The 13,102-nt window shown below is 60.6% G+C and carries 12 protein-coding genes; 10 read left to right on the top strand and 2 right to left on the bottom strand.

What is annotated here, in order from left to right; translation table 11 throughout:
• Nucleotides 1-98 precede the first annotated feature (98 nt).
• The 7 genes from eutB (at nucleotide 99) to KVG88_RS29490 (ending at nucleotide 7,989) form a co-directional block, all read left to right on the top strand.
• Complete coding sequence (gene eutB / locus KVG88_RS29520; RefSeq protein ID WP_217873463.1) at nucleotides 99-1,070, top strand: hydroxyectoine utilization dehydratase EutB; 972 nt, start codon at nucleotides 99-101, stop codon at nucleotides 1,068-1,070.
• Nucleotides 1,071-1,106: 36 nt separating this feature from the next.
• Nucleotides 1,107-2,099: an ectoine utilization protein EutC gene (eutC, locus tag KVG88_RS29515; protein ID WP_217873462.1), complete on the top strand. Its 993-nt coding sequence runs from the start codon at nucleotides 1,107-1,109 to the stop codon at nucleotides 2,097-2,099.
• Between the two features lie 39 nt (nucleotides 2,100-2,138).
• Nucleotides 2,139-3,329 (top strand): ectoine hydrolase DoeA, encoded by a 1,191-nt coding sequence (doeA, locus tag KVG88_RS29510; RefSeq protein WP_150702972.1) that lies wholly within the window; start codon nucleotides 2,139-2,141, stop codon nucleotides 3,327-3,329.
• Between the two features lie 3 nt (nucleotides 3,330-3,332).
• Nucleotides 3,333-4,334 (top strand): N(2)-acetyl-L-2,4-diaminobutanoate deacetylase DoeB, encoded by a 1,002-nt coding sequence (gene doeB / locus KVG88_RS29505; RefSeq protein ID WP_150702971.1) that lies wholly within the window; start codon nucleotides 3,333-3,335, stop codon nucleotides 4,332-4,334.
• A 45-nt stretch (nucleotides 4,335-4,379) separates the two neighbouring features.
• Nucleotides 4,380-4,859: an Lrp/AsnC family transcriptional regulator gene (locus KVG88_RS29500; protein WP_150702970.1), complete on the top strand. Its 480-nt coding sequence runs from the start codon at nucleotides 4,380-4,382 to the stop codon at nucleotides 4,857-4,859.
• Nucleotides 4,860-5,107: 248 nt separating this feature from the next.
• Nucleotides 5,108-6,580, top strand: a complete 1,473-nt coding sequence (locus KVG88_RS29495) for an NAD-dependent succinate-semialdehyde dehydrogenase (RefSeq protein ID WP_217873461.1) — start codon at nucleotides 5,108-5,110, stop codon at nucleotides 6,578-6,580.
• A 23-nt stretch (nucleotides 6,581-6,603) separates the two neighbouring features.
• A complete protein-coding gene (locus KVG88_RS29490; RefSeq protein ID WP_217873460.1) occupies nucleotides 6,604-7,989 on the top strand; it encodes an aspartate aminotransferase family protein in 1,386 nt (461 codons plus the stop codon).
• A 181-nt stretch (nucleotides 7,990-8,170) separates the two neighbouring features.
• Here the strand turns inward: KVG88_RS29490 and KVG88_RS29485 are convergent, their stop codons facing one another.
• Nucleotides 8,171-8,605 (bottom strand): Z-ring associated ZapG family protein, encoded by a 435-nt coding sequence (locus tag KVG88_RS29485; protein WP_150702967.1) that lies wholly within the window; start codon nucleotides 8,603-8,605, stop codon nucleotides 8,171-8,173.
• Nucleotides 8,606-8,749: 144 nt separating this feature from the next.
• Between KVG88_RS29485 and KVG88_RS29480 the strand changes: the two genes are divergently transcribed.
• The 3 genes from KVG88_RS29480 (at nucleotide 8,750) to zapE (ending at nucleotide 11,944) form a co-directional block, all read left to right on the top strand.
• Nucleotides 8,750-9,379, top strand: coding sequence for an alpha/beta hydrolase (locus KVG88_RS29480; protein WP_150702966.1), 630 nt, complete (start codon nucleotides 8,750-8,752; stop codon nucleotides 9,377-9,379).
• Nucleotides 9,380-9,403: 24 nt separating this feature from the next.
• Entirely contained in the window at nucleotides 9,404-10,759 is a 1,356-nt protein-coding gene (locus KVG88_RS29475; RefSeq protein ID WP_217873459.1) for a tryptophan--tRNA ligase, read from the top strand.
• A gap of 90 nt (nucleotides 10,760-10,849) precedes the next feature.
• A complete protein-coding gene (zapE, locus tag KVG88_RS29470) occupies nucleotides 10,850-11,944 on the top strand; it encodes a cell division protein ZapE (RefSeq protein ID WP_217873458.1) in 1,095 nt (364 codons plus the stop codon).
• A gap of 154 nt (nucleotides 11,945-12,098) precedes the next feature.
• Here the strand turns inward: zapE and KVG88_RS29465 are convergent, their stop codons facing one another.
• A complete protein-coding gene (locus tag KVG88_RS29465) occupies nucleotides 12,099-13,100 on the bottom strand; it encodes an asparaginase (protein ID WP_217873457.1) in 1,002 nt (333 codons plus the stop codon).
• Nucleotides 13,101-13,102: the final 2 nt, after the last annotated feature.

Here is a 13,102-nt window from a genome sequence, read left to right as displayed (position 1 = left end):
AAGACGCCGGAAATTTTCTCGATTAAATTGCCCTAGTACATTCAGCGTGACAATCCAGCCCTCTTAGACTGCGCCCAATACCTCTTCGGGATGCGGTCATGTCAGCGCTACAGCTCAACGATATTTACCTCGCCCGCCAGCGCATCGCCGCGCTGGTGCGGCGCACGCCGATGGAGCATTCACCGAGTCTGTCGCAGCAGTTGGGTGTGCCGGTTTACCTCAAGCTCGAATCCCGACAAATCACCGGAAGCTTCAAATTGCGCGGCGCGAGCAATGCCGTGGCGCAACTCAATGCCGAGCAAAAAGCGCGGGGCGTTGTGGCCGCATCGACGGGCAATCATGGACGGGCGCTGGCGTATGCCGCATCGCAACTAGGTGTGAAGGCGACGATTTGCCTGTCGCACCTGGTGCCAGGAAATAAAGTCCAGGCGATACGCGATCTTGGTGCACAAGTGCGCATCGTTGGCCAGTCGCAAGATGATGCCCAGCGCGAAGCCGAGCGCATCGCCCATGAGCAGGGCGCAACACTGCTGCCACCGTTCGATCATCCGGCAATCATTGCCGGGCAGGGCACGCTGGGGCTGGAGATCCTTGAGCAGCAACCGGACGTCTCTCAAGTACTGATTCCGTTGTCCGGCGGCGGTCTGTTCGCCGGCGTGGCGCTGGCGCTGAAAAGTGCCAACCGGCAAATCGTCACCCACGGCATCAGCATGCAACGCGGCGCGGCGATGCACGCCAGCCTCGCGGCCGGGCATCCGCTGGAAGTAGCGGAGCTGCCGACTCTGGCCGACTCGCTCGGCGGCGGTATCGGCCTAGACAACCGTTACACCTTTGCCATGACCCGTGACACCTGTGATCACCTGCACCTGCTCAGCGAAGCCTCCATCGCCAATGCGATTCGCCATGCCTATCGCGAAGAACGGCTGGTGCTGGAAGGCGCTGCGGCGGTGGGGATTGCGGCGTTGCTTGAAGGTTTGATCGAGCCGCGCGGGCCCGTTGTGGTGGTGATCAGCGGGCGCAATGTCGATGTCGATCAGCACCTGCGCGTGCTGAACGGCGCCGATGCCTGAATTCCAACAAAAACGACTCAATGGAGTGCCGCGCTGATGAGTGAAATCACCTTGCTGAACGAAGCGGACCTGCGCGCCTGCGTGTCCCTTGATCTGCCCAGTATCGATGCCGTCGAGCAGGCCTTCGTGCTGCTGGCCACCACCGCCGTGGCCATGCCGCCGATCCTGCGCCTGGACATCCCTGAACATAACGGCGAAGTGGACGTGAAAACCGCTTACTTGCCGGGCCTGGAGCGTTTTGCGATCAAGGTCAGCCCGGGTTTTTTCGACAACCCGAAACTCGGCTTGCCGAGCCTCAACGGCATGATGATGTTGCTGTCGGCGCGCACCGGTCTGCTGGATGCCTTGCTGCTGGATAACGGTTACCTGACGGCCGTGCGTACAGCGGCGGCCGGGGCCGTGGCGGCGCGAGCGTTGTCGCGGGAAGACAGCCGCAGCGTGGCGCTGATCGGTGCCGGCGAGCAGGCTTCGTTGCAGTTGCAAGCCCTGCGCTTGGTGCGGCCGATTGACAGCGTGCGGGTCTGGGCGCGCAGCTTCGAGAAGGCCCAGGCCTTCAGTATTGAATTGGCCCGCGACAGCGGTCTGGCGGTCATGCCGTGCGCAAGCATCGACGAAGCCATGGCCGAGGTCGACATTGCGATCACTTGCACACCCAGCCGTGAGCCGCTGATTGATGTGCGGCATTTGCACCCCGGTCTGCACATCACCGCCATGGGCTCGGACGCCGAGCACAAGAACGAAATCTCCCCCCGTGCGCTGGCGCAGGTCGACCGCTACGTGGCGGATCGATTGAGCCAGACGCGCATCCTCGGTGAGCTGCATCACGCCCTCGCTGCAGGCGTGGTCAGCGACGAATCGGGCTTTGCAGAACTGGGCCAGGTGCTGACCGGCCAACGGCCCGGTCGCACGGGTGCAACGCAAATCACTTTGTGCGACCTCACGGGCACCGGCGCCCAGGATACGGCCATGGCCAACTTGGCTTTCGAGCGTGCGCGTGCGGCCGGCAAGGGGTTTCAGTTCGGCAGCTAACCGTTTTTTCATCCGCGTCATTTATCAGAGGACAGGTGCATGTCTCAGATAGTCGTCAATCTTCCGTTCCAACGGCAGGAATACGCCCAGCGTCTGGCCAAGGTACGAGTGGCCATGCAGGCGCAGGGCATCGAGTTGTTGCTGGTCACCGATCCGTCGAACATGGCCTGGCTGACCGGCTATGACGGCTGGTCGTTCTATGTACATCAATGCGTGCTGTTGGCCCTCGATGGCGAGCCGGTGTGGTTCGGTCGCGGCCAGGATGCCAACGGCGCCAAGCGCACGGTGTTCATGCAGCAAGAGAACATCGTCGGTTACCCGGACATCTACGTGCAGTCCCGCGAGCGCCATCCCATGGACTATCTGTCGCGGGAAGTGATCAGTGCCCGTGGTTGGGATGGGCTGACCATCGGCGTCGAGATGGATAACTATTACTTCAGCGCCGCAGCGTTCCTGTCACTGCAAAAAAACCTGCCGAAGGCCAAATTGATCGATGCGGTCGGCCTGGTGAACTGGCAGAGGGCGGTCAAATCGCCGCAGGAAATCGCCTACATGCGCATCGCTGCGCGCATCGTCGAAAAAATGCACGGGCGGATCCTCGAACGAATCGAGCCGGGCATGCGTAAAAACGAACTGGTGGCCGAGATCTACAGCAGCGGCATTCTCGGTGCCGATGGCCACGGCGGCGACTATCCAGCCATCGTGCCGCTGTTGCCGACCGGTGCCGATGCGAGCGCGCCGCACCTGACCTGGGACGATTCGCCGTTTGAAAAAGGCGCCGGCACCTTCTTCGAAATCGCGGGTTGCTACAAGCGCTATCACTGCCCGTTGTCGCGCACGATTTACCTGGGCAAGCCGCCGCAGCATTTCCTTGATGGCGAGAAAGCCGTGGTCGAAGGCATCGCTGCCGGGCTTGAAGCCGCGAAACCGGGCAATACTACCGGCGACATCGCCGTGGCGTTTTTCAAGGTGCTGGAGAAATTCGGCATCCACAAGGACAGCCGCTGCGGCTACCCGATCGGTATCAGCTACCCGCCTGATTGGGGCGAGCGCACCATGAGCCTGCGTCCCGGCGACACCAGCGTGTTGCAACCGGGCATGACGTTCCACTTCATGCCGGGCCTGTGGATGGATGACTGGGGGCTGGAAATCACCGAGAGCATTCTGATCACCGAAACCGGCGTCGAAACGTTGTGCAACGTGCCTCGCCAATTGTTCGTGAAGGATTGAGCCATGAGTGAACTGCCTGACAACCCGATCAGCGCCACCGTGGATTTCACCCGCGAAGGCGTGCAGCACGGTTTTCTCAAGTTGCCGTATTCCCGGGATGATTCCGCCTGGGGTGCGGTGATGATCCCTGTCACGGTGATCCAGAGCGGTCGTGGGCCAACCGCGCTGCTCACCGGCGGTAACCACGGTGATGAGTACGAAGGCCCGGTGGCGCTGAGCAAACTGGCACAACGCCTGACGGCCGCCGACGTCAGCGGGCGGGTGATCATCATCCCGTTCATGAACACCCCGGCGTTTCATGCCGGGCGGCGCACGTCGCCGATCGACAAGGGCAACCTCAACCGCAGCTTTCCCGGCAAACCGGACGGTACGGTGACCGAGAAGATTGCGGACTATTTCACCCGGACTTTGCTGCCCATGGCCGACATCGTGCTGGACATTCATTCCGGCGGGCGCACCCTGGATTTCCTGCCGTTCGCCGCCTGTCACGTGTTACCCGACAAGCAGCAACAAGCGCAATGCGAGGCTGGCATGCGTGCGTTCAATGCGCCGTACAGCATGCGCATGCTCGAACTCGATGCCGGCGCGATGTACGACACGGCCGCCGAGTCGCAAGGCAAAATTTTCGTGACCACGGAGTTGGGCGGCGGTGGTTCATCCACCGCGCGCAGTGTGGCAATTGCCGAACGTGGCGTGCGCAATCTGCTGGTGCATAGCGGGATTCTTGAGGGCGAAGTGCAGACGGCGCCGTCGATCATGCTCGACATGCCCGACGGCGATTGCTTCATCGCCAGCGAGCACGACGGCCTGCTGGAAATGTGCCGCGACCTGGGCGATAACGTGAGCAAGGGCGAAGTGATTGCCCGCGTCTACGATGCCACTCGCAGCGGCGTGGCCCCGGTGGAGTATCGCGCGGCGCGCAGTGGTTTGCTGGCGGCGCGGCACTTTCCGGGGCTGGTGGGGTGTGGCGATACCATTGCGGTGATCGCCGATGTACTGACCTGACCACAATCCCACTGGGGCTCCTAAACATTCACGAGATCGCCACCCATGCACAAACTCGATCGCTATGACCTGAAAATCCTGCGAATCCTCGCTGACGACGGGCGTATCACCAAGTCGAGCCTGGCCGAGGCGATCAATCTGTCCGTGACCCCGGCCTGGGAGCGTGTACGCAAACTTGAAACCCTTGGCCTGATCAAGGGTTACCGTGCGCAAATCGATTGGAACGCGGTGTTCAAAAGTCAGCAGGTGTTGGTGGAAATCACTCTGGCCCGGCACACCGCCCAGGACATGCGCCGCTTCGAACAGCGCATGAGCGAAGCCCCCGAAGTTGCGTTCTGTTATGCCACCGGCGGGGGCGTCGATTACATGGCAATGATCCAGGCACCGGATATCGATCATTACCAGCGCTTCATCGACCAACTGCTACTCGACGATCTGGGCATCGAACGCTACTTCACCTACATCGTCACCAAAACCATCAAGACCGGCGGCGCCTTGCCGGCCGAGCTAGCCCAAGATTCCTGAAATCACCACAAACCCCTGTAGGAGCTAGCCTGCTAGCGATCACGTCGGCACATCCACCATTGATGTGACTGAAAGGGCGCCATCGCTAGCAGGCTAGCTCCCACAGTGTTTTTGCTCCAACCGCAAAATCAGCTGTTCACCCCCGCCCAATCAGAAAAAACCACCTGCCGCACCCCATCCAAACGCCAAATCCCCAAGGCCCGGCTGCCCTAGCATGGTTCCCACGCACACGGATTGGAGTGAACGCCATGACCTACAAACATCCACTGTTGTTCAAAGCGCTCTGCTACGTCGACGGCCATTGGGTACACAGCGACAGCGGCCACAGCATCGCCGTGCATAACCCGGCTGATCAAAAACTGATCGGCCATGTACCGATGCTCGACCCACCGCAGATCGTCGCTGCCGTCGATGCCGCGCACCGTGCGTTCGCCGATTGGCGCGAGCAAAGCCTGGAGGCGCGGGGGGCGATTTTGCGGCGCTGGGCTGCATTGATTCTTGAGCATCAGGAAGACCTGGCGCGGATTCTCAGCCTGGAGCAGGGCAAATCCCTGGCCGAGTCCCGTGGCGAAATCGCCTATGCCGCCAGTTTCATTCCGTGGTTTGCCGAAGAGGCGCGACGCCTCTATGGGCAAAACATTCCCAGCCACATTCCCGGTGCGCATCTGGGCACGGTGAAAGAGGCGGTGGGCGTTTGTGCGTTGCTGACGCCATGGAATTTCCCCTCGGCGATGATCACCCGCAAAGCCGCCGCTGCCCTGGCCGCCGGTTGCACGGTGGTGATCAAACCGGCCCATGAAACGCCGTACTCGGCTTTCGCATTGGCGCAACTCGCCGAGGAGGCAGGGTTCCCGGCCGGCGTGTTGAACGTGGTGCTGGGCGAGCCGCAAATGGCCATGCAAACCCTGGTGCAGGACAGCCGTGTCCGTTCGGTGAGTTTCACCGGGTCGACCCGCGTGGGTAAGTTGGTGCTGCAAGCCGCGGCCCACGATGTGAAGAAGGTTGCGCTCGAATTGGGTGGCAACGCACCGTTCATTGTTTGCGCCGATGCGGATCTTGAGCAGGCGGTAAAAGTTGCGGTAGCCGCCAAGTTTCAGACCTCCGGCCAGGATTGCTGCGCGGCCAACCGCATCATGGTCGACCGTTCGGTTTATCCGGAGTTTCTCAAGCGCTTTGCCACGGCGGTACGTGCGTTGAAAGTCGGCCCGGCCGTGATCGGCGACCGCGAACAACAGGTCGATGTCGGGCCATTGATGCACCAGGCCGCTTTCGACGTCACCGCCGAGCGTGTTGCCGATGCCTTGAAACATGGCGCGCAACGTTTGGTGGGTGGAGAGGCGCATGCGCTAGGTGGTTTGTTCTACCAGCCCACGGTGCTGGCCGACGTCACGCCGCAGATGCGCATCTATCGCGAAGAAAACTTCGCGCCGATTGCCGGCGTAATGGCGTTCGACACCCTCGATCAGGCCGTCGAGATGGCCAACGACACCGAGTACGGTCTGGCCGCCTACATTTGCTCCAATCGCCTGGACCTGATTCACCCGCTGATCCGCCGTCTCGACCACGCCATGGTCGCGGTCAATGGCGTCAAGTTCACCGGCCATCCGATCCCGTTCGGTGGCATGAAAGCCTCGGGGCTTGGCCGTGAAGGCGGCACCGAGGGCTTCGAAGCCTTTGTCGAAACCAAATATTTTTGCTTGCACCTTCAAGGCCAGTGCTAAGGCCCGTTCTCAGGAGACATGCCATGAACCAAGAACTCGACTCGCTGTTCGAACAAGACCGTGCGCACTTCATGCACCCGTCCACCCACGCCCATGATCACGCCAGTGGTGCACTCAAGGGACGCATTATCAAGGGCGCCTCGGGCATCCGCATCCGTGACCACGAAGGCCGAGAACTGATCGATGCCTTCGCCGGCCTGTACTGCGTGAACATCGGCTACGGCCGCACCGAAGTCGCCGACGCGATCCACAAGCAAGCCAAGGAGCTGGCCTACTACCACACCTACATGGGGCACTCGACCGAGGCGATCATCGAGCTGTCGAGCCGCATCATCGACTGGGCGCCAGAAGGTATGAAGAAGGTCTACTACGGCCTCTCCGGTTCCGACGCCAACGAAACCCAGATCAAACTGGTGCGCTACTACAACAACGTGCTGGGGCGCCCGCAGAAAAAGAAAATCATCTCCCGCGATCGCGGTTATCACGGCTCGGGCATCATGACCGGCAGCCTGACCGGCTTGCCGAGTTTCCATCAGCACTTCGATCTGCCCGCCGAAGGCATCAAGCACACCGTGTGCCCGCACTGGTATCGCAAGGCGCCAACCGGCATGGATGAAGCCGCATTCGTCCGTTATTGCGCCGACGAGCTGGAAAAAATGATCCTCGCCGAAGGCCCGGACACTGTGGCGGCTTTCATCGGCGAGCCACTGATGGGCACTGGTGGCATCATCGTTCCGCCAGCCGGCTACTGGGCGGCGATCCAGGCGGTGCTGAACAAATACGACGTGTTGTTGATCGCCGATGAAGTGGTCTGCGCCTTCGGTCGCCTGGGTTCGAAGATGGGCAGCCAGCGTTACGGCATGCGCCCTGATCTGATCACTACCGCCAAGGGGCTGACCAGTGCGTACGCGCCATTGTCGGCGGTGATCGTCGGCGAAAAGGTTTGGGACGTGATCGAAAAAGCCTCTGAGTCCCAAGGTGCGATGGGCCATGGCTGGACTTACTCCGGGCATCCGATCTGCGCGGCGGCGGCCTTGGCCAACCTCGATATCCTGGAGCGAGAAAATCTCACGGCCAATGCCGATAAGGTCGGCGCTTATCTCAACCGCCGGCTGCGTGAAACGCTTGAGGGCCATCCGTTGGTGGGTGAAGTGCGTGGTGACGGCATGCTTGCCGCGGTTGAGTTCATGGCCGATCGTGAACAGCGCACGCCATTCGATGCGGCCTTGAAGGTGGGGCCAAAAGTCTCGGCGGCGTGCCTGGAGCGCGGCATGATCGCCCGGGCAATGCCCCATGGCGACATCCTGGGCTTTGCCCCGCCGCTGATCCTGACCGAGGCCGAGGCCGACCTGATTGTCGAGATCACCAAAGGCGCGATTGATCAGGTCGCCAGTGAAGTACTTGGCTAACCCGACCACGACGGTCACCCGTAGGAGCTGCCGCAGGCTGCGATCTTTTAATGTTGCTTTTTAGAATCAAAAGATCGCAGCCTCGTTGCACTCGTCAGCTCCTACCTGTCTCAATGAGTCAAAACAAAAAGCCCCCGGACAATCACTTGTCCGGGGGCTTTTTACATCGCCTGAAACCTGATTACTTCTTCAGGCCGTAGTGCTCGTCGAGCATGCCCGGGGCGTTCGGGGCTTTGGGCGCGTAGTCGCGCGGTGGTTCCTGATTGCGCGGCGGCGTCAGGCGTTCCCGAGGGGCCTGCGTCGCGTCGGCGTGCAGGGAGGCCAGCAAGCGTTGGCGGGTCTGCTCGTCCAGGGCCAGGCGGTTGGCGCCCTCGGCGAGATGATCCTGCACTTCCTGATAGCTCTGAGTCAGTTTCTTGACCAGTGTTGCAGTGCTGTTGAAGTGGGTCACCACTTCGTTCTGATAACTGTCGAAACGTTCCTGAATATCGTCCAGCTGACGTTGCGTGCTGCTAGGCGCGGCATTCGGCGCAAGGCGAGCGATCAGGAATCCAATGGCGACACCCACAACCAGGGCAAGAGTCGGCAACAACCAAACTAAGAGCGAGTGTTCCACGAGTCCTTCCTCTATAAACGGCTTTGCTTTACGTTAACGGCTCGAACCTGCGCTGTATACCGCGATTCACTCGCAATAGACAGCCACAGACAATTTGCTAGACGAGTCGACCCGATCCGAGGTCACGGAGTTCCTTCCTTGCTAATGCGTGAAACCCCTGTAGTGATTGACGGCCCGGTCGGGCAACTGGAAGCACTGTATCTGGACAACGAGCAGCCGCGTGGCCTCGCGCTCATCTGCCATCCGAACCCGGTGCAGGGCGGCACCATGCTCAACAAAGTGGTCTCGACCCTGCAGCGCACCGCGCGCGATGCCGGTTTGATCACCCTGCGCTTCAACTATCGCGGCGTTGGCGCCAGCGAAGGCACCCACGACATGGGTACCGGCGAAGTCGATGATGCCCAGGCAGTGGCCGAATGGTTCCGTGCCAAACACCCGGACTTGCCGCTGACCCTGTTCGGGTTCTCCTTCGGCGGATTTGTTGCAGCAAGTCTCGGCGGGCGCCTTGAGGCCAAGGGCGAACCGCTCAAACACCTGTTCATGGTGGCACCGGCCGTCATGCGCCTGGGCGCTCAGGATCAACTGCCGCAACAAGGCGAACTGACCCTGATCCAGCCGGAAACCGACGAAGTGATCGATCCGCAGCTGGTTTACGAATGGTCCGACAAGCTTGAACGTCCCCATGAGCTGCTGAAAGTGGCAGAATGCGGACACTTTTTTCATGGCAAGCTGACCGATCTCAAGGATCTGATCCTGCCGCGTCTCTCGAATTGATTGCAGTCTGACAAGCGATTACCCATGACGACTCGTACCCGTATCCTCACCGGCATCACCACCACCGGCACGCCGCACCTGGGCAACTACGCCGGTGCCATCCGCCCGGCGATCGTCGCCAGCCGTGACAGCAATGCCGACTCGTTCTACTTCCTGGCCGACTACCACGCCCTGATCAAGTGCGATGACCCGCTGCGCATCCAGCGCTCGCGTCTGGAAATCGCCGCGACCTGGCTGGCCGGTGGCCTGGACGTCGACCGTGTGACTTTTTACCGTCAGTCCGACATTCCGGAAATCCCTGAGCTGACCTGGCTGCTGACCTGCGTCGCCGCCAAAGGCCTGCTCAACCGCGCCCACGCCTACAAGGCTTCGGTGGACAAGAACGTCGAGACCGGCGAAGACCCGGACGCCGGCATCACCATGGGCCTGTACAGCTACCCGGTACTGATGGCCGCTGACATTCTGATGTTCAATGCGCACAAGGTGCCGGTTGGTCGCGACCAGATCCAGCACGTGGAAATGGCGCGGGACATCGGCCAGCGCTTCAACCACCTGTTTGGCCAGGGCAAAGAATTCTTCACCATGCCCGAGGCGTTGATCGAAGAAAGCGTCGCCACGCTGCCAGGTCTCGACGGTCGCAAGATGTCGAAGAGTTACGACAACACCATTCCGCTGTTCAGCAGCGCTAAAGAGATGAAAGACGCGATTTCGCGGATCGTCACCGACTCCCGTGCACCGGGCGAAGCGAAAGATCCGGACAATTCGCATCTGTTCACCCTGTTCCAGGCCTTCGCCACCCCGGCGCAAGCCGACGAGTTCCGCAGCGAACTGTTGCAGGGCCTGGGTTGGGGCGAGGCAAAAAATCGTCTGTTCCAATTGCTGGACAGCGAGTTGGGCGAGTCCCGCGAGCGCTATCACCAGTTGATCGAGCGCCCGGCGGATCTGGAAGACATCCTGCAACACGGCGCGAAAAAAGCCCGTGCGGTAGCGACGCCGTTCCTCAATGAGTTGCGTGAGGCGGTAGGCCTGCGTTCTTTCGTGGCTCAGACCCAAGTCGCCGCGACCACCAAGAAAAAAGCCGCGAAAGCCGCGCGTTTTGTCAGCTTCCGCGAAGACGACGGCAGTTTCCGCTTCCGTCTGCTGGCGGCCGATGGCGAACAACTGCTGCTGTCGCGCAACTTCGCCGACGGCAAAACCGCCGGTCAGGTGACCAAGCAGCTGCAATCGGGCCAGGCCTTGGACGTGCGCAATGAAGACCTGAGCTTCAGCATCTGGCTGGAAGGCGAGTGCGTGGCCGACAGCCCGGTGTTCGCTGCCAGTGCTGCACGCGACGCGGCCATCGAAGCTTTGCGCATTGCCCTGACCCCGGTTCAGGACTAATCAGCGGCACGACCCGACCAAGGGCCGATTGCCATTCCCCCGGGCCATCGCTACAGTGACGGCCCGTTTTTGTTGCCTTGCTAACGAATTATGACGCCCCTAGAACGATATCAAGCTGATCTGAAACGCCCGGAATTCTTCCATGACGCCGCGCAGGAAACGGCCGTGCGTCATTTGCAACGCCTGTACGACGATCTGGTCGCGGCCGAGCAGAACAAACCGGGCCTGCTGGGCAAGCTGTTTGGCAAAAAGGATCAGATCCCGGTCAAGGGCCTGTATTTCTGGGGCGGCGTAGGTCGCGGCAAGACCTACCTGGTCGACACCTTCTTTGAAGCGCTGCCGTTCAAGGAAAAGACCCGTACTCACTTCCACCGCTTCATGAAGCGCGTGCATGAAGAAATGAAGACCCTCGGCGGTGAAAAGAACCCGCTGACCATCATCGCCAAGCGCTTCTCTACCGAAGCCCGTGTGATCTGCTTTGATGAATTCTTCGTTTCCGATATCACTGACGCCATGATCCTCGGCACGCTGATGGAAGAGCTGTTCAAAAACGGCGTGACCCTGGTCGCAACGTCGAACATCGTGCCGGACGGCCTGTACAAGGACGGTCTGCAACGCGCGCGCTTCCTGCCAGCCATCGCGCTGATCAAGCAGAACACCGAGATCGTCAACGTCGACAGCGGCGTCGACTACCGTCTGCGTCACCTCGAACAAGCGGAACTGTTCCACTTCCCGCTCGACGAAGCGTCCCACGAAAGCCTGCGCAAAAGCTTCCGCGCACTGACGCCGGAATGCACCGCAGCGGTCGAGAACGACGTGCTGATGATTGAGAACCGCGAAATCCGTGCTCTGCGCACCTGTGATGACGTGGCCTGGTTCGAATTCCGCGAACTGTGCGACGGTCCACGCAGCCAGAATGACTACATCGAACTGGGCAAAATCTTCCATGCCGTGCTGCTCAGCGGTGTCGAGCAAATGAGCGTCACCACCGACGACATCGCCCGACGCTTTATCAACATGGTCGACGAGTTCTACGACCGCAACGTGAAGCTGATCATTTCTGCCGAAGTCGAGCTCAAGGATCTGTACACCGGCGGTCGCTTGAACTTCGAATTCCAGCGAACCCTGAGCCGTCTGTTGGAAATGCAGTCGCACGAATTCCTGTCCCGGGCGCATAAGCCGTAGGACGATTCGGAAAAATAAGAAGGCCTGCCTATGCAGGCCTTTTTTTGTGCGCCGAAAACCCCTGTAGGAGCGAGCCTGCTCGCGATGCCGGCTTCACATTCGGCATGGAGGTGACTGACACACCGCTATCGCGAGCAGGCTCGCTCCCACAGATTTATGCATCAATTTTGAGGGTGGATGTCGCTTTCAAATAGCTCGCCAACTCATGTTGCCGCTGACAGCCAATTAGAAGCCACAGCAAAATCCTGGCTTTGCGCGGGCAAAGAAAGCCGGCCATACACGCTCCTTTGCGAATCAGGTCCATCTCGCTGCCGGCAAAGCCGTAGGTGGCCTGCGCGGTTGCGCCTGAGCCGGTGCGGGTCGCGATGATGACCGGAATCTTCTCGGCAATGGACTCGATCACCGTCGCCCATTTCTCCGAAACGTGACCCGCGCCCAATCCGGCAATCACCAAGCCGTCGTAACCGACCTTGAGGATGGTTTCCAACAGCAGGGTATCGGCTGACAGCGACGCCTCCAGCATCGCTATGTTCTGCGAGGTTGCTTGCGGTAAGGGCAGGATTTTGCGTGGAGCGGGAGGCCGCAGATACTGAACGTGGTCCTCCACCAGCAGACCTGTGGGGCCAAAAACCGGCGAGGAAAACGCCTGCAACGCCAATGAGTCGGTTTTGCGCACATGGCTGGCGTGATGTATCTGCCCGTTCATTACCACCTGAACGCCTCGCCTGCGGCTGCTTTCGGCCAGCGCAACCCTACAGGCATCCAGCAGGTTCGCCGGTCCGTCGGCGCCCGCCTGTTTGGCGGAGCGCATGGCGCCGGTCAGAACCAGCGGTGCGTCGTGATTCCACAGGTACTCGAAAAATATCGCCGTTTCTTCGAGTGTGTCGGTGCCTTGGGTAATGACAACCCCCGTGGCACCTTGCTCCACCTGATAGTTCGCCCAGGACAGAACGCTCAACAAACACTGGAAGTCCAGCGATGCGCTCGGCAACAGGCCGAGTGTTTCAACAGTCACTCGGGCGAGGGTCGTCAATTGCGGTACGGACGCCAGCAAGGTTTCCCCGCTGACCGTCGGGATCACGCCTTCCCCGGCGTTCCTGGCTTGCATGCTCACCGTGCCGCCGAGTGCCGCGATGGCCAGTTTTGGCAGTTCCATTT

The organism is Pseudomonas azerbaijanoccidentalis (genome assembly GCF_019145495.1).
GTDB classification, from domain to species: domain Bacteria; phylum Pseudomonadota; class Gammaproteobacteria; order Pseudomonadales; family Pseudomonadaceae; genus Aquipseudomonas; species Aquipseudomonas azerbaijanoccidentalis.
The sequence above is the reverse complement of the archived record's forward strand: the minus strand, read 5'-3'. Positions and strand labels throughout refer to the sequence as shown.